This window comes from Aestuariibius violaceus (assembly GCF_040779325.2).
Lineage (GTDB): Bacteria > Pseudomonadota > Alphaproteobacteria > Rhodobacterales > Rhodobacteraceae > Aestuariibius > Aestuariibius violaceus.
In genome coordinates, this window is the sequence record NZ_JBFONT020000004.1 from 241,396 (window position 1) to 257,052 (window position 15,657).

Sequence of the window (15,657 nt, forward strand, 5' to 3'; positions counted from 1 at the left end):
TTTTGTCCATATGACGGGCCATGGCCGACCCCACCCTGGACGAGATCGAAGAGATCGCCCGCCGCACCATCGCGGCCCTCCCCGCCCCCTTCGCCGGGCCCGCGGCCGCGGTCGCCATCGTCGCGGCCGACTTCATCCCCGACGACCTGATGGAGGTGCCGGGCGACGCGGACGAGAAGTGGGAGATCACGGGCCTCTACGACGGGATCCCCCTGACCGAGAAGTCGAGCTTCGACCAGCCGCTCAGCCCCGACACCGTCTGGCTCTTCCGCCGCCCGATCCTGGCCGAGCTGGAAGAGCGCCCCGGCACCACCCTCCCCGAGCTGGTCGCCCACGTGACGATCCACGAATTCGCCCACCACTTCGGGTGGTCGGATGACGATATCGCAGAGGTGGATCGGTGGTGGGAGTGAGAGTTGCTAAAGGCTCTTTGGACCTAGTCCCTAGGACGCAAACCGTCTCGACAGATAAGCAAAGCGGTTTAGCGATACAGGCAAATTTGGCATCGCTCAGTTGAGCGCACCAATAGAATGAGGCTTACGCTGGGAGGAAAATCGCACTAGACATGGAGACCAGATAAAGCAATCTTAGGTAGAGTTCTTGCAGGAGAAGGGCATGGCTGGGCATGAGTTAGCTTGGCCGGTTATTAATGATGTCGCAGAAGAAGTATCAAGTATTTGTTTCATCTACATTTCGAGACCTAATGGATGAGCGGCAAGACGCTATTCGTAATATTCTCGACTTAAAACACATCCCTGCTGGCATGGAACTTTTTCCGGCCGCAGATATAAATCAACTCGACTATATCAAGAAGGTTATTGATGAGTGTGACTATTATCTCTTGATCATGGGTGGGCGTTATGGATCAATAGATTCGGAGGGCATTAGCTACACTGAACGAGAATATGATTATGCCGTTGAAACTGGAAAAGTAGTTATCGCATTTGTTCATAGTGACCCCAGTCAGATACCAGTTGGCAAGAGTGATATAGATCAGAACATCCTCAATGCACTCGATACATTTCGAACGAAGGTTATGAGCGGCAGACTAGTAAAGACTTGGAGCAACCGACAAGAACTTGAACCTTTGGTATTAAAGTCACTTATACATGCATTTAATGATCTTCCTCAAGTAGGATGGATCCGTGGTGATAGCGCCGCAAGTGACAGCGTTCTGGAACAGAGCAACAAAGCTCTTCAAGAGAACGTAGAGCTGCGCGAAGAGATCGCAAAACTCCGAAAGGCTCAAAATCCACCTCTCGATGATATAGCAGATTTTGATGACAGCTTTGAATTCAGATACGAGTCGAGATATTATAATGGGCGCGGCAATTCAGTATATACGCCAAGGACAGCTTCTTTGTCGTGGAGGCAGATTTTTCTAGGAGTTGCCGGTCAGCTGGATCAAGCTCGACCAGACTCTTTTATCTTGTATGGCCTGCAACAGGCCATGAAGGAAGCAGGGGCCGATTATGAACCAGCGAAGATTAACGAAACGGATAAGATAAGAATTAAAGTTCAACTTGTTGCACTTGGCCTAATCTCAACAAAAGTATCAAAGACGGTCGCGGGTGGGGTTTCTGAATTTCTAAGTCTTACACAAAGGGGTCGCTCTACTTTTATTGAAGGAATGGTAGTGAAGAAATGATATGAGTGGAGACAGCTCCAGTTAGCTCACCCTCGTAGCTAAAATACGTTCAGGAGACGTCTATATACAGAGTTAGTTGATAGATTGGCAGCTTAGCGAAACTTCTTGCTTCGCTCGGCTTCTACTTTTGAAATCTTAGCAAGGAGGACAGATTGCCTCTTTTGTGGGACCTGATAGTACTATTTCTTCACTGAGAGCACCCCATGCCCCAAACCACCCCCACCTGGATCTACCGGACCCGCCCCACCGGGCCGATCACGGGGGAGACGTTCTCGCTCGAGGACACCCCCCTCCCCGAGCCCGCCGAGGGGGAGGTGGAGGTCGCCACGCGCTATCTCTCGCTCGACGCCACCAACCGGGTCTGGCTGACCGAGGGCGCGCTCTACACCGATAACGTGCAAATCGGGGGTCCCATGCGCGGCGTCCTTCTGGGCGAGGTCACGAAAAGCCGCCATCCGCAGTTTCCCGAAGGCACCCATCTCAGCGGCATCGGCCCCTGGGCCGCGCGGTTCGTCACCGACGGCAAGGGCTTCGCCCCCTTCCCCCTGCCCAAGGGCGCCGATATGGCCGAGGCCTTCGCCATCCTCAGCGTCGCCGGCCCCACCGCCCATCTGGGCCTGCTGAAGATCGGCGGGCTGCAGGCGGGGGAGGTCGTCTCGATCAGCGGCGCGGCGGGGTCGGTCGGGATCATGGCGGGGCAGATCGCCCGGGCCCACGGCGCCCATCCCATCGGCATCGCCGGAACGGACGAGAAATGCGCGGCGCTGGTGGACCACTACGGCTACGCTGCCGCGATCAACTACAAGACAGAGGATGTCGCCAAGGCCCTGCGCGCCCACGCGCCCAAGGGGATCGACCTGCATTTCGAGAATGTCGGCGGCCCCGTCCTCGACGCCGCCCTCGCCAACATGAAGGATTTCGCCCGCCTGACGATCTGCGGCCTGATCTCCGCCTACAACGCGACCGACCCCGTTCCCGGCCCCTACCGCTTCGGAGAGATCGTGAACCGCCGCCTGACCATCCGCGGCTTCATCATCCTCGACCACCTGGCCGATTTCCCCGCGATCACGCAGGACCTCGCCCGCTGGATGGCCGACGGCACGCTGCGGATGCCGACCCACGTGGTCGACGGGCTGGATAAGGCCCCCGAGGCCCTGAACCTGCTGTTCGAGGGCGCCAATACCGGCAAACTCCTCGTCCGCCTCTGACGGGCCCCTCATCGCTCCCTGACGGGCGCTCTTCGGCCCCGAGCGAGAAGCGCCCGCAAGGGAGCGCCGAGCCCCCGCCCTCGCATCCCCGTGATCCCCCCTTTCCCTGCGGCCAAACGCCCTACCTTCCTGCCCAACAACAGGAGGACCACCCATGCTCACCCGCCGCCAGACCCTCGCCACAGGCCTTGCCGCCCCCGCGCTCGCCCTCACCCCGCGCGTCACCCGCGCGGCCGGCCACGAAGCCAGCGCGCTGCCCACCAACCGCGCCTTCCAGCTGGGCGAGTTCCGGGTCATCACCCTCCTCGACGCCCACACCGCCCGCGACGACGACCCCCAGAGCATCTTCGGCATGAACGTCTCCGAAGAAGAATTCGACCGCGTCTCGCAGGAAAACTTCATCAGCCCCGAGGCCGGCCATTTCTTCTTCACCCCCACGCTCGTCGATACCGGGTCCGAGCGGATCCTCTTCGACACCGGCCTCGGCCAGGGCGGCCTCATCACGGCCCTCTCCGACGCGGGCTATGCGCCCGCCGACATCACCCATGTCGTCATCACCCACATGCATCCCGACCATGTCGGCGGCCTGATGACCGACGGCGCCGCCACCTATGCAGAGGCCGTCCACATCACCGGCCAGGCCGAATTCGACCACTGGACGGCCAACCCCAACGATGCCGTCACGAACAACGTCCTGCCGCTTCAGGACCAGTTCCAGATGATCGACGACGGGGCCGAGGTCCGCACCGGCATCACCGCCGTCGCCGCCTTCGGCCACACGCCGGGCCACATGACTTACATGATCGAATCCGGAGGCCAGCAGATCCTGCTGATCGCCGACCTCGCCAACCACTATGTCTGGTCGCTCGGCTACCCGGATTGGGAGGTGCGGTTCGACATGGACAAGGAAGCCGCCGCCGCCTCGCGCCGCCGCATCCTCGACATGGCCGCGACCGACCGCTTCCCGATCATCGGCTACCACATGCCCTTCCCCGCGGCGGGCTTTGTCGAAACGCGCGGCGAGGGGTTCCATTACGTCCCCGTCAGCTACCAGTTCCTCGGCTGAGCCCGGGGCCTGTTAGGGGTTTCTTCATCACCGTCTGCTTTCCTCGTGTCGCCGCGCCTTCCGCGTGGCGACGGGGGAAATCGCAATGGACAGAACGACCAACAACTGCCGGGGGGCAGAGCTTGAGCGCCTGATCGACGCGATCAGCCAGATCATGTTCCTTATCGAGGTCGCCCCGGATGGCGGCTTTCTCATCCGGCACCTCAATCCGCGACACGAAGCCTTCAGCGGCCTGCGAAATGCCGATGTGGCCGGCCGGCCGGCCCACGCCGCGCTGCCGCCGCGCATCGCCGATGCGGTCTGCGATCACTACGCGACCTGCCGCGACAGCGGGAAGGAGCATATCTACGAAGAACTGCTCGAGCTTCCGACCGGGGCAAAATGGTACCAGACCACGCTGTCGCCCATCTTCGACCGGTGCGGAGCGGTCAGAACGATCGTCGGCAGCGCCGTCGATATCTCTGCCTACAAGGCGCGGGAATTCGACGCCGTTGCCGACCGGGCGCGCCTGTCGGGCATGGTCGATGACCTGCGCCTGTTCTCTGCCATGGCCGCGCAGGACATGCGCGGTCCGTTCCAGACGATCCTTGGCCTGGTCGGCCTGATCAAGGACGGCTTCCTTGATCTCGGTGACGAAAAGGTCGGACAGCTGCAGATGGTGGAAGACACCGCCTCGACCGCGCTGAGGCATATGGAGGGCATCCTGCGCAAGGCCGAGTCCATCGACCTCGAAACCGACACGCCCTCGGACCTCGCCCTCGATCACATCTGCCGGGAAGTGACGGGCGTTCTCGACCCCGAGGGACAATTCGCCATCCGGTTCCCCGACGCCACGCTCCATGCGGACCGGGTGGCCCTGCAGCTCATTTTGCGCAATTTGTTCGAAGTGACCTTGCGCTACGCGCAGTCGACCGTCGAGCTCGGGGTTGAACCCGATCCCATCAGCGGCGATCAGCTTTGGTTCACCCTCACCGATGACGGGATCGGACCGGCAAGCGATCTTCGTTCGGACGGCCGCGCGATCATCCCCCGCCGTAACGCGGCCGATGCCCATCCCGCGATGATCCTCGTGCGCGACCTGGTGGAAGAGCGGGACGGCGTGCTCCGCCAGTTGCCCGCGCCGACCGGTCGCACGAAGATCGGGTTTTCCCTGCCCGGCAAGATCCTGTCGATCGATGCCGGGGCTGAACCGCCCGGCCCGGAAAGGCGCGCAGAACCCCGCAGGGCCGCCTTCTCTGACCGGCCCCTCATCGCGTCCTGACGGACGCTCTTCGGCCCCAAGCGAGACGCGCCCGCAAGGGCGCGCCGAGCGCCCCGAAAGACGCTACCCGCTGGGATCGCGCCAGCGGTTGACGATCGGGTAACGCCGGTCCAGCCAGAAGGCCCGCGGCGACAGACGCGCGCCCGGCGCCGACTGAAACCGCTTGTATTCGCTGATATAGAGCAGGTGCTCCACCTTCTTCACGACCTCCCGGTCGTATCCGGCGGCGACGCAATCGGCGACGGATTTCTCCTCGTCGACCAGCATCTTCAGGATCCCGTCCAGCACCTCGTAGGGCGGCAGCGAATCCTCGTCCTTCTGATCCGCCCGCAGCTCGGCCGACGGCGGCTTGTCGATGATCGCCACCGGCACCGCCTCCCCCTCCGGGCCCTTCATCCAGTCCCGCCAGTTGGCGTTCCGCCAGCGGCAGATCTCGAAAACCCGCGTCTTGTAGAGGTCCTTGATCGGATTGTAGCCGCCCGACATGTCGCCATAGATCGTGGCATAGCCCACCGCGACCTCGGACTTGTTGCCGGTCGTCAGCAGCATCTCCCCGAACTTGTTCGACTGCGCCATCAGCATCAGCCCGCGCAGCCGCGACTGGATATTCTCCTCGGTGATATCCGCCGCGCGGCCCTCGAAAAGCGGCGCCAGCGCCTCTTCCACCGCCGCCCGCGCGCCCTCGATCGACACCTCGTCCAGCCGCACGCCCAACAGCGCCGCCGCCCGCGCCGCATCCTCCAGCGACGCGGCAGAGGTGTATTCCGACGGCAGCATCACACAGCGCACGTTCTCCGGCCCCAGCGCATCCACCGCGATGGCCGCCACCAGCGCCGAATCCACCCCCCCGGACAACCCCAGCAGCACCTTCGAAAACCCGGTTTTGCCCAGGTAATCCCGCAGCGCCAGAACCATCACCCGGTAATCCTGTTCCAGCGATCCGGGCAGCACCGCCATCTCGCCCTTCAGAGGATGCCAGCCGTCCTCCCGCCGCTCGAACACGACCTCGCCCAGATGCTCCTCGAAGACCGGGAACTGCATCATCAGCGCCCCGTGCCGGTCCAGCACGAAGGACCCGCCGTCGAAAACCTGATCGTCCTGCCCGCCGACCATGTTCAGATAGACCAGCGGCAGCCCCGTCTCGACCACGCGGCTCACCATCTGGTTCAGCCGGATCTCGAACTTGTCCCGGAAATAGGGCGACCCGTTGGGGACGATGAACACCTCCGCCCCGCATTCGGCCATCGTCTCGGTCACGTCCGGATACCACGCATCCTCGCAAACCGGGTTGCCGATCCGCGGCCCGTGATTGCCGATGGTCCAAGGGCCCTCGACGCCCCCACGGTTGAACACCCGCACCTCGTCGAAGACGTTGAAATTCGGCAGGAAGTGCTTGAGCGACCGGCTGATCACCTGCCCCCCATGCAGCACGTGATAGGCGTTGTGCAGCCGCACGCCGTCCACATACGGCGCCCCGATCGCCAGCGCCGGCCCATCCGCGCACTCTGCCATCAGCCGGTCCAGATGTTCGGCCGCGTCCAGCACAAAGGCCTGCTTCCGGATCAGGTCCTGCGGCTGGTAACCGGTCAGAAACATCTCTGGCAGCGCGACCAGGTCCACCCCCCGCGCGCGTCCCTCGTCCCAGGCCGCGCGCGCCTTGGCCGCGTTGCCCGCCAGATCGCCCATCACCGGGTTGAGCTGCCCCAGCAGCACCCGGAAGCGATCGCCACTGATCCCCGATCCATCCATGCCCTCCGATGTAGCAGACCCACAGCGACAGGAAAGCGCTGCGTTCACCGTTGCCCGCCGCCCGCCGCTCCTCTACCGTTCGTCCCAGGGGCTCACCGGGGGAAAAGGACAGCCGTATGATGGCAAGGCCGTATTTCGCGACGACAGCCGCGCTGGCGATCTTCGCTGCGACCGCCGCACCGGCGCAGGAGACACCGGGCGCAGAGCCCGCCGCGCAGACCGTGCCGGAGCCCGATGGCGGCGTCATCACCAAGCAATACGAAGACGGCGGCGTCTACGAAGGCACCTTCCGCGACGGCCGCCAGCACGGGCAGGGCACCTACCGCCTGCCCAACGGCTACGTCTATACAGGCGACTGGGTCGAGGGTGAGATCCGCGGCAACGGCATCGCCGAATTCCCCAACGGATCCGTCTACGAAGGCCAGTTCGCCGCCGGCAAGCCAGAAGGCATCGGCAAGATCACCTTCGCCGATGGCGGCACCTATGAAGGCCAGTGGACCGACGGCAAGATCACCGGCGAAGGCATCGCCGAATACGCCAACGGCGTGATCTACGAAGGCGGCTTCCTCAACGCCGCCCATCACGGCACCGGCACGATGCGCGCGCCCTCGGGCTACGTCTATACCGGCGACTGGCTGAACGGCACCAAGGAGGGCAGCGGCACAATCACCTATGCCGACGGCTCGACCTATGAGGGCGAACTCAAGGGCGACGAACGCAACGGGCAAGGCACCCTGACACTCCCCGACGGCTTCAGCTACACCGGCACCTTCGTCAGCGGCGAGATCGAGGGGCAAGGCACCCTCACCCAACCCAATGGTGACATCTACGAAGGCACGCTGACCGCCGGCAAGCGCGAGGGCGAGGGCCGCATGACCTACGCCAACGGCGACGTCTACGAGGGCACGTTCTCGGGTGATCGCCGCCATGGCACCGGCACCTTCACCGGCGCCGACGGGTTCCGCTATACCGGCGACTGGGCCGAAGGCCGCATCGCGGGCGAAGGCGAGGCGACCTATCCCGACGGTTCGGTCTATGTCGGCACCTTCGCCGACGATGTGGCCCATGGCGAGGGCAAGATCACCTACGCCAACGGCGCCACCTACCAGGGCAACTGGGTCGAGGGCGTGATCGACGGCGAAGGCACCGCCACCTATGACGGCGGCATCGTCTATACCGGCGGCTTCCGGGCCGCCCAGAACCACGGCTTCGGCGTCATGGTCTACCCCGACGGCTACCGCTACGAAGGCGAATGGTCCGAAGGCCAGCGCGAGGGGCAGGGTATCGCGACCTATGCCGACGGCACGGTCTACGAGGGCGACTTCCTCGCCGGGCGCCGCCACGGCCAGGGCACGATCACCATGCCCGGTGGCTTCACCTATACCGGCGACTGGCGCGACGGCGAGATGAGCGGCCAGGGCATCGCCACCTACGCCAACGGCGACGTCTACGAAGGCACGTTCGAAAACGGCCGCCGCTCGGGCGAAGGCACGATGCGCTTCGCCTCCGGAGAGGAGGCGACCGGCGAATGGACCGACGGCGTCCTCGCGACCTCAGCCAGCGCGGAAGGCGAGGAGGCGCCTGAGACGCCGACCCCCGCCGAAGCCCCGTCGGACGCGGCGGTGCCGGATGATCCCGCGCCCGAGACGGAGGCGGCTGACACCGAGGGATCGGAAGACGCGCCCCAGCCCGAGACCACCGAAGAGAGCGTCCCGGAAAGCAACTGAACGTGACCCGGCCGGGCGTATTCATCCGCGCCAGCCTCTGACGGCCCCTCATCGCTCCCTTGCGGGCGCTCTTCGGCCCCAGCGAGAAGCGCCCGCAAGGGAGCGCCGAGCCGCCATCCCCGGCGCTGCAACTCGACACTCCGCACGTTGCGGCAACGGCTCCGTTACCGTCCGCGCCATGCAACACCCGCACTCATCAGTCGCAACCCGAGGACCCGCACCCGAACCCATAAGGTGTCACTTATCCGTCCCACCGACCGATACGTCGCGACTTATGGATCAACGCCGCCGCAACCAGCGCGACCGCGAAAAATCAAGGACTTAGCCAAAGCCCCGCAAAAACATGTCCGACAGAAAGCCGACCAAAAGCCGACGGAGTGCCGCCACCCCGATCAGACCTCTTCCCCCGCCTCCATCCGCTTCAGCCACGCCTCGGCCTCGCTGCGGATGGTCTCTTTCTTCGCGTCATCCATCCGCGCCCAGGTCCGGGTCATGTTCCCCATCCGGGGATTGTCCTCGAAGGTCTCGAAATGGCGGTCGATGAAATGCCAGTAGAGCAGGTTGAACGGGCACGCCCCCTCGCCCGTCTTCGTCGACACCGAATAATCGCAGCTTTTACAATAGTTTGACATCCGGTTGATGTAGGCGCCCGACGAGATATACGGCTTCGACCCAACGATCCCGCCATCGGCATACTGGCTCATCCCGATGACGTTCGGCGCCTCGACCCACTCATAGGCGTCGGCATAGACCTCCAGATACCATTCATGCACCTGATGCGGGTCGATCCCGGCCAGCAGCGCGAAGTTCCCCGTCACCATCAGCCGCTGGATATGGTGGGCATAGGCCTCTCTCTGGGTCTGGCCGACCGCCTCGCTGATGCAATGCATCTTCGTCCGCCCGCCCCAGTAGAAGCCGGGCAAGTCCCTGTCATGCTTCAGGAAATTCCGCCCCGTATAATCCGGCCCCTCAAGGAAATAGATCCCCCGCATATATTCCCGCCAGCCGATGATCTGCCGGATGAACCCCTCGACCGCGTTGATCGGCGCGTCACCGGCCTTGTAGGCGTCACGGGCCGCCTCGCAGACCTCCAGCGGCCCCAGCAGCCCCGCATTGATGTAGAGGCTCACGATCGAGTGCCACAGGAACGGCTCGCCCGTCATCATCGCGTCCTGATAATCGCCGAAACTGGGCAACGCGTGCTTGACGAACCGCGTCAGCTGCCGCCGCGCCTGCTCCTGATCGGTGGCGAACCAGAAGGGGCGCAGGTCGCCGAAATGGTTGCCGAAGCGCCGCTCGACCAGGTCCAGAACCTCTTCCACCACCTCATCCGGCGTGAACTGCATCGGCCCCGAGAAATCGACGCCATCGGGTGGCGGCTTCCGGTTGTCGTGGTCGAAATTCCATTTCCCTTCAACCGGTTGGTCCCCGTCCATCAGCAGCCCGGTCTTCCGACGCATCTCGCGGTAGAACCACTCCATCCGCAGTTCCTTGCGGCCCTCTGCCCATTCCTCGAACTCCTTGTGGCTGGCGATGAACCGGTCGTCCTGGAACTGGTGCACGGGGATCGGCATATCCTCGAGGATCGAGATCAGCCGCCATTCCCCCGGCTCGGTCGCGATGACCTCCTTGGCGCCGAATTCGTCCGCCCGGCGCAGTAACTCCCCGTCAATGGATCCCGCGTTATCCTCGTCATCGAGCCGCGTATAGGCGACGCGCCAGCCGTCTTCTTCCAGGCGCTTCGCGAATTTCCGCATGGCCGCAAAAAGGAACGCGATCTTCTTGGGGTGATGCTTCACATAAGACGCCTCGTCAGCGACCTCCGCCATCACCACGACGTCAGCGGCCTTGTCGCCCTCGCGCAAAGCCGACAGGCTGGGGGTAAGTTGGTCGCCGAGGACAAGGATGAGCTTCACCAGGGGATCTCCTCCCCCGCGTAATCGTAAAAGCCGCCCGAGCGCTCCGGTAACGCTTCGTTAACCACTCTTAACAGATTCTGAGCGGCCTCCGCCGCCGACACCGTCTTGTGGCGCCCCGCATATTTCGCGGTGAACGCCGTCTCCACCGTGCCCGGATGCAGCGCCAGACAGATCGCGTCCTTGTGGGTCCGGGCCATCTCGATCGCCGCCCCGTGCAGGATCTGGTTCAGCGCCGCCTTCGCCGCCCGATAGGCGTGCCACCCGCCGATCTTGTTGTCCCCGATCGACCCCACCCGGGCCGAAAGCGCCGCAAAGACCGACCACCCCTCCTTCGGCAAAAGCCGCAGGGAATGCTTCAGCACCAGCGCAGGGCCGATCGCGTTCACCGCGAACTGATCGGCGAACCCGTTGTAAGTCACCGACGCGAAAGCCTTTTCCGGCTCGTGCCCGTTCACGACCAGCGCGCCCGTCGCCACGAAGATCAGATCGAACGGCCCCTCCAGCGCGCCCAGAACCCGCTCCACCGACGCCTCATCCGTGACGTCCAGCCCGTCGCCCGACCGCGACAGACCCGTCACCTCGGCCCCCTGCCGCGCCGCCTCTGCCGCGATGGCAGAGCCGATGCCGCCCGACGCCCCGATCACCAAAACCCGTTCCATGATGGGCCGAGCTAGCCCGTCCCGGCGAAAGTCCAAGCCCGCGAAATTCGTGACTTCCCAGCCGCAAAACCCGCGATATACTGCGCATCATGACGACGCAGCCTCATATCCCGGCCCGCCTGCTGCGCGCCCTCCTTCTTCTTAGCCGCCTCTGAGCGTGCCTTTCGGCGCGACCGCTCAGGGGGGATCAGCGCCGGATCAAAGCTAAGACGCAGAAGGACACACAAGATGAAAGCGATAAACCTGGCTGAAAAGCTGGCGCAATTCGACTCCCACTGGGATCCGAAGGTCGTCGCCGACTACAATACCAACGACGTTATGGTGGTGAAATTCCAAGGGGAATTCCCGCTGCACAAACATGACGACACCGACGATTTCTTCCTCGTCCTCGATGGCGAGATGACGATGGACTACGAGGGCGCCGATCCCGTCACGGTCGGCGCGGGAGAGCTGGTCGTCGTGCCTGCAGGCCAGGTGCATCGGCCACGGGCAGAGCAGGAGTGCAAGGTCCTGCTGATCGAGCCCAAGGGCGAAGCCAACACCGGTGACAGCGGGCAACCCGCCGCACCCAAAGACCGTATCTGAGGGGGACGAAAGATGACCGATACCAAAGACCGCGTCCTGATCTTCGACACCACCCTGCGCGACGGCGAACAAAGCCCCGGCGCCACGATGAGCCATGCGGAAAAGCTCGAGATTGCGGGGCTTCTGGACGAGATGGGCGTCGACATCATCGAGGCCGGCTTTCCCATCGCCTCGGAAGGGGATTTCCAGGCCGTCAGCGAGATCGGGAAGAACGCCAAGAACGCCGTGATCTGCGGCCTTGCGCGGGCCAACCTCAAGGATATCGACCGCTGTTGGGAGGCCGTGCAGCACGCGAAAAAGCCGCGTATTCATACGTTTATCGGCACCTCGCCGCTCCACCGCGCGATCCCGAACCTGGATCAGGACCAGATGGCGGACCTGATCCACCAGACCGTCACCCATGCCCGCAATCTCTGCGACAACGTCCAATGGTCGCCGATGGATGCGACAAGAACGGAAGAGGATTACCTCAAGCGCGTCGTGGAAATCGCGATCAAGGCGGGTGCGACCACGATCAACATCCCCGATACGGTCGGCTACACCGCACCTGTGGAATCGGCCGACCTGATCCGGATGCTGATCCGCGAGGTTCCGGGCGCGGACGAGATCATCTTTGCGACCCACTGCCACAACGACCTTGGCATGGCGACGGCGAATTCTCTTGCCGCCGTCGAAGGCGGGGCCCGCCAGATCGAGTGCACGATCAACGGGTTAGGCGAACGCGCGGGCAACACGGCCCTCGAAGAGGTCGTGATGGCCATGAAGGTCCGCGGTGACATCATGCCGTTCGAGACGGGCATCGACACGACAAAGATCATGCATATCTCGCGTCGGGTCGCCGCCGTGTCGGGCTTTGCCGTCCAGTTCAACAAGGCCATCGTCGGCAAGAACGCCTTCGCCCATGAAAGCGGGATCCACCAGGACGGCATGCTCAAGAACGCCGAGACGTTCGAGATCATGCGGCCTGAGGATGTGGGCCTGTCCGAAACGTCGCTCGTGATGGGCAAGCATTCGGGCCGCGCCGCGCTGCGGTCAAAGCTCAAGGATCTGGGCTTCGATCTGGCCGACAACCAGCTGCAGGACGTCTTCGTCCGCTTCAAGGCGCTCGCCGATCGCAAGAAGGAAGTCTACGACGAAGACCTGATCGCGCTGGTTTCCGAACAGACGGCGGACGGGCAGGAGACGCTGCAACTCAAGAGCCTCGAGGTCCGCTGCGGCACCGAAGGGCCCCAGCGCGCCAAGCTGACCCTGATCCGCGAGGGCGAGGAGAAAAGCGTCGAGGAAACCGGCGACGGCCCCATCGACGCGCTCTTCAACGCGATCAAGGCGGTCTATCCCCATGGCGGGCGCCTGCAGCTCTATCAGGTCCACGCCGTGACCGGCGGCACCGACGCCCAAGGCACCGTCACCGTACGGCTTGAGGAGGACGGGCGCATCGCCACCGGCCAGGCCAGCGACACCGATACCGTCGTCGCCTCGGCCAAGGCCTATATCAACGCGCTCAACCGCCTGATCGTCCGCCGGCAAAGCGCCAATCCCGGCGCCGATCTCAAGACGGTGGGCTATCGCGACGTGGGGTGACCGGCCAGCGGCGGGGGCTCAGGCCTCCGCCGCCCGGTCAAGGATCAGCCGCAGGCGCCAAGCGTAAAGGCGGCGCCAGCCCGTCTGCGGCGTCGTCAGGAACCAGGACGTCCGGATATCCCACGCCTTGGAAACCCGGCTCTCCGGATCCTCGCCAGCGAGCGTGATGAAGCCCCCTTGATTGTAGACCGTCAGCTCGCTCAACCAGATCGCGCTGCCATCGGTCAGAAAATCCACCCGCATGTGGTCGAACCGCTCCCCAATCTCGCGCGCGATCTCCAGCATGCGGTCCCACGTTCCGGGCAGCGGCTTGTCCGACACCCCGTTGCAAACGCTGGGCGCGCGTTCCGACAGCACAAGCCCGTCACCGTCCGGAGCCGGGTCATAGACCTGGCCCAGCTTGGTGCCGAACAGATCCACCGTCCGCACGACCCGCCCGATCCAGGATCCCATCGTGAGGGCCCGAACCACATCGACATCCGCAAAGGTACCTCCCACCCGCTCTTCAATGAAAAGACGGCGGTCGATCCCGAAATAGCCCCATTCATGGGTCTTCCTCCCGTAATCGAGCGCCAGCCATTCCGGCCCCAGATCGCGCAGCTTTGCCCCGGCATCCGCCTCGTTCTCGATGAACAGGTTCGTCCCGCTTCCGTGATTGGCCTTCGCGACGAAGCGCCCGATCAAAAGCTCTGACGGGATCTCCGCCGCCTCCCGCCCGACCCAGTGGACCTTCGGCAGGGCAACGTCGATCCCCTCCGCCGCGATCCAAGTCCGCAATTCCAGCTTGTCGGAAATGATCGGGAAACGCGGATCGTGGTCGAAGATCTTGCGCCACAGGAACTTGTCATCCGCGGAAAGGGGAACGGCGAGCGAAAACTTGCCGTTCAACCCCTTGGCACGCTTGATCCGCCGCTTCACAAGGCCCCTAAACGACCGCCGCATATAGAGTTCCACCGCCCGCACGAGCAGCCGGTCCAGCAAGCTCAGCCTCATTCCTCGGGGCACCTTCCGCACCAACTCGACCCCGCGGCGTATAGGGGATGCAGCGTCAGATCGGCAACAGGCCCAGATCATGTGGATTTCGCCTTTCAACCAACAAGGCGCCCCCCTATAAGATTGCGCGTTATACGATCAGGCGCGGCTTCAATGCGCCGGACTGTTAGGGGCGAAGATGGCAGGTTTCGGAGGCTTCGGGGGGCTCTTCTCTTCCGACATGGCGATTGATCTGGGTACGGCGAACACGCTCGTCTACGTAAAGGGGCGTGGCGTGATCCTGAGCGAGCCGTCGGTGGTTGCCTATCACGTGAAGGATGGGGTGAAGAAAGTGCTCGCCGTGGGGGAGGACGCCAAGCTGATGCTCGGCCGGACCCCCGGCTCGATCGAGGCGATCCGGCCGATGCGCGAAGGCGTCATCGCCGATTTCGACACCGCCGAGGCGATGATCAAGCACTTCATCCGCAAGGTTCACAAACGCTCTACCTTCTCCAAGCCCAAGATCATCGTCTGCGTCCCGCACGGCGCGACGCCCGTTGAAAAGCGCGCCATCCGCCAGTCGGTCCTCTCGGCCGGCGCCCGGCGCGCGGGGCTGATCGCCGAACCCATCGCGGCGGCCATCGGGGCCGGCATGCCGATCACCGACCCGACCGGCAACATGGTCGTCGATATCGGCGGCGGGACGACCGAGGTCGCCGTCCTGTCGCTGGGCGACATCGTCTATGCCCGCTCCGTCCGGGTCGGCGGCGACCGCATGGACGAGGCGATCATCTCCTACCTCCGCCGCCAGCAGAACCTGCTGATCGGGGAATCCACCGCCGAGCGGATCAAGACATCCATCGGCACCGCCCGTATGCCCGACGATGGCCGCGGCGCCTCGATGCAGATCCGGGGTCGCGACCTTCTGAACGGCGTGCCGAAGGAAACCGAGATCTCCCAGGCGCAGGTGGCGGAGGCATTGGCCGAACCCGTCCAGCAGATCTGCGAGGCGGTGATGACCGCGCTCGAAGCCACCCCGCCCGACCTGGCCGCCGATATCGTCGACCGGGGCGTGATGCTGACCGGCGGCGGCGCCCTTCTGGGCGAGCTCGACCTGGCGCTGCGCGAACAGACCGGCCTGGCCATCTCGGTCGCGGACGAGTCGCTCAATTGTGTGGCGCTGGGCACTGGCAAGGCGCTAGAGTATGAAAAACAGCTCAGGCACGTGATCGATTACGACAGCTGAACGAACACGGGCGCCAGCCCGTTGACGGGCGGCTGG

13 protein-coding genes are annotated in these 15,657 nt (G+C 63.9%); 9 read left to right on the forward strand and 4 right to left on the reverse strand.

Annotated features, from left to right (window positions below; all coding sequences use genetic code 11):
* Positions 1-20 precede the first annotated feature (20 nt).
* The 5 genes from AADZ90_RS15090 (at position 21) to AADZ90_RS15110 (ending at position 5,183) form a co-directional block, all read left to right on the forward strand.
* Positions 21-413 (forward strand): metallopeptidase family protein, encoded by a 393-nt coding sequence (locus AADZ90_RS15090; protein WP_367310697.1) that lies wholly within the window; start codon positions 21-23, stop codon positions 411-413.
* A 239-nt stretch (positions 414-652) separates the two neighbouring features.
* Positions 653-1,648, forward strand: coding sequence for a DUF4062 domain-containing protein (locus AADZ90_RS15095; protein ID WP_367310696.1), 996 nt, complete (start codon positions 653-655; stop codon positions 1,646-1,648).
* 203 nt (positions 1,649-1,851) lie between these two features.
* Positions 1,852-2,856, forward strand: a complete 1,005-nt coding sequence (locus tag AADZ90_RS15100; protein WP_367310695.1) for an NADP-dependent oxidoreductase — start codon at positions 1,852-1,854, stop codon at positions 2,854-2,856.
* A gap of 154 nt (positions 2,857-3,010) precedes the next feature.
* Positions 3,011-3,922: an MBL fold metallo-hydrolase gene (locus AADZ90_RS15105; RefSeq protein ID WP_367310694.1), complete on the forward strand. Its 912-nt coding sequence runs from the start codon at positions 3,011-3,013 to the stop codon at positions 3,920-3,922.
* A gap of 85 nt (positions 3,923-4,007) precedes the next feature.
* Positions 4,008-5,183 (forward strand): PAS domain-containing sensor histidine kinase, encoded by a 1,176-nt coding sequence (locus AADZ90_RS15110; RefSeq protein WP_367310693.1) that lies wholly within the window; start codon positions 4,008-4,010, stop codon positions 5,181-5,183.
* A 63-nt stretch (positions 5,184-5,246) separates the two neighbouring features.
* On the opposite strand, the gene AADZ90_RS15115 is transcribed toward AADZ90_RS15110, so the two are convergent.
* On the reverse strand, positions 5,247-6,932 hold the full coding sequence (locus AADZ90_RS15115) for an NAD+ synthase (RefSeq protein ID WP_367310692.1): 1,686 nt from the start codon (positions 6,930-6,932) through the stop codon (positions 5,247-5,249).
* 119 nt (positions 6,933-7,051) lie between these two features.
* Here AADZ90_RS15115 and AADZ90_RS15120 point away from each other — a divergent pair, with 119 nt between their 5' ends.
* Positions 7,052-8,659 (forward strand): 2-isopropylmalate synthase, encoded by a 1,608-nt coding sequence (locus AADZ90_RS15120; protein WP_411997057.1) that lies wholly within the window; start codon positions 7,052-7,054, stop codon positions 8,657-8,659.
* A 392-nt stretch (positions 8,660-9,051) separates the two neighbouring features.
* Here AADZ90_RS15120 and AADZ90_RS15125 read toward each other — a convergent pair whose 3' ends face one another.
* Positions 9,052-10,578, reverse strand: a complete 1,527-nt coding sequence (locus AADZ90_RS15125) for a cryptochrome/photolyase family protein (RefSeq protein WP_367310942.1) — start codon at positions 10,576-10,578, stop codon at positions 9,052-9,054.
* Entirely contained in the window at positions 10,572-11,237 is a 666-nt protein-coding gene (locus AADZ90_RS15130; RefSeq protein ID WP_367310690.1) for an SDR family oxidoreductase, read from the reverse strand. Before AADZ90_RS15130 ends, AADZ90_RS15125 begins: the two co-directional genes overlap by 7 nt.
* Positions 11,238-11,465: 228 nt before the next feature.
* Between AADZ90_RS15130 and AADZ90_RS15135 the strand changes: the two genes are divergently transcribed.
* Together AADZ90_RS15135 and AADZ90_RS15140 are read left to right on the forward strand one after the other, a co-directional pair.
* Positions 11,466-11,822, forward strand: a complete 357-nt coding sequence (locus tag AADZ90_RS15135) for a cupin domain-containing protein (protein WP_367310689.1) — start codon at positions 11,466-11,468, stop codon at positions 11,820-11,822.
* Positions 11,823-11,834: 12 nt separating this feature from the next.
* The gene (locus AADZ90_RS15140; protein ID WP_367310688.1) at positions 11,835-13,403 is read left to right on the forward strand and encodes a 2-isopropylmalate synthase; all 1,569 of its coding nucleotides are present in this window, start codon (positions 11,835-11,837) and stop codon (positions 13,401-13,403) included.
* 18 nt (positions 13,404-13,421) lie between these two features.
* Here the strand turns inward: AADZ90_RS15140 and AADZ90_RS15145 are convergent, their stop codons facing one another.
* Positions 13,422-14,396, reverse strand: a complete 975-nt coding sequence (locus AADZ90_RS15145) for an ATP-grasp fold amidoligase family protein (protein ID WP_367310687.1) — start codon at positions 14,394-14,396, stop codon at positions 13,422-13,424.
* A 178-nt stretch (positions 14,397-14,574) separates the two neighbouring features.
* Between AADZ90_RS15145 and AADZ90_RS15150 the strand changes: the two genes are divergently transcribed.
* A complete protein-coding gene (locus AADZ90_RS15150; protein WP_367310686.1) occupies positions 14,575-15,621 on the forward strand; it encodes a rod shape-determining protein in 1,047 nt (348 codons plus the stop codon).
* The last annotated feature ends 36 nt before the right edge of the window (positions 15,622-15,657 follow it).

What these genes read in the sequence shown, in the direction of transcription:
- AADZ90_RS15090 (WP_367310697.1), top strand. Translation starts at nt 21, where the DNA reads ATGGCCGACCCCACCCTGGACGAGATCGAAGAGATCGCCCGCCGCACC.
- AADZ90_RS15095 (WP_367310696.1), top strand. Translation starts at nt 653, where the DNA reads ATGTCGCAGAAGAAGTATCAAGTATTTGTTTCATCTACATTTCGAGAC.
- AADZ90_RS15100 (WP_367310695.1), top strand. Translation starts at nt 1,852, where the DNA reads ATGCCCCAAACCACCCCCACCTGGATCTACCGGACCCGCCCCACCGGG.
- AADZ90_RS15105 (WP_367310694.1), top strand. Translation starts at nt 3,011, where the DNA reads ATGCTCACCCGCCGCCAGACCCTCGCCACAGGCCTTGCCGCCCCCGCG.
- AADZ90_RS15110 (WP_367310693.1), top strand. Translation starts at nt 4,008, where the DNA reads ATGGACAGAACGACCAACAACTGCCGGGGGGCAGAGCTTGAGCGCCTG.
- AADZ90_RS15115 (WP_367310692.1), bottom strand. Translation starts at nt 6,932, where the DNA reads ATGGATGGATCGGGGATCAGTGGCGATCGCTTCCGGGTGCTGCTGGGG.
- AADZ90_RS15120 (WP_411997057.1), top strand. Translation starts at nt 7,052, where the DNA reads ATGGCAAGGCCGTATTTCGCGACGACAGCCGCGCTGGCGATCTTCGCT.
- AADZ90_RS15130 (WP_367310690.1), bottom strand. Translation starts at nt 11,237, where the DNA reads ATGGAACGGGTTTTGGTGATCGGGGCGTCGGGCGGCATCGGCTCTGCC.
- AADZ90_RS15135 (WP_367310689.1), top strand. Translation starts at nt 11,466, where the DNA reads ATGAAAGCGATAAACCTGGCTGAAAAGCTGGCGCAATTCGACTCCCAC.
- AADZ90_RS15140 (WP_367310688.1), top strand. Translation starts at nt 11,835, where the DNA reads ATGACCGATACCAAAGACCGCGTCCTGATCTTCGACACCACCCTGCGC.
- AADZ90_RS15145 (WP_367310687.1), bottom strand. Translation starts at nt 14,396, where the DNA reads ATGAGGCTGAGCTTGCTGGACCGGCTGCTCGTGCGGGCGGTGGAACTC.
- AADZ90_RS15150 (WP_367310686.1), top strand. Translation starts at nt 14,575, where the DNA reads ATGGCAGGTTTCGGAGGCTTCGGGGGGCTCTTCTCTTCCGACATGGCG.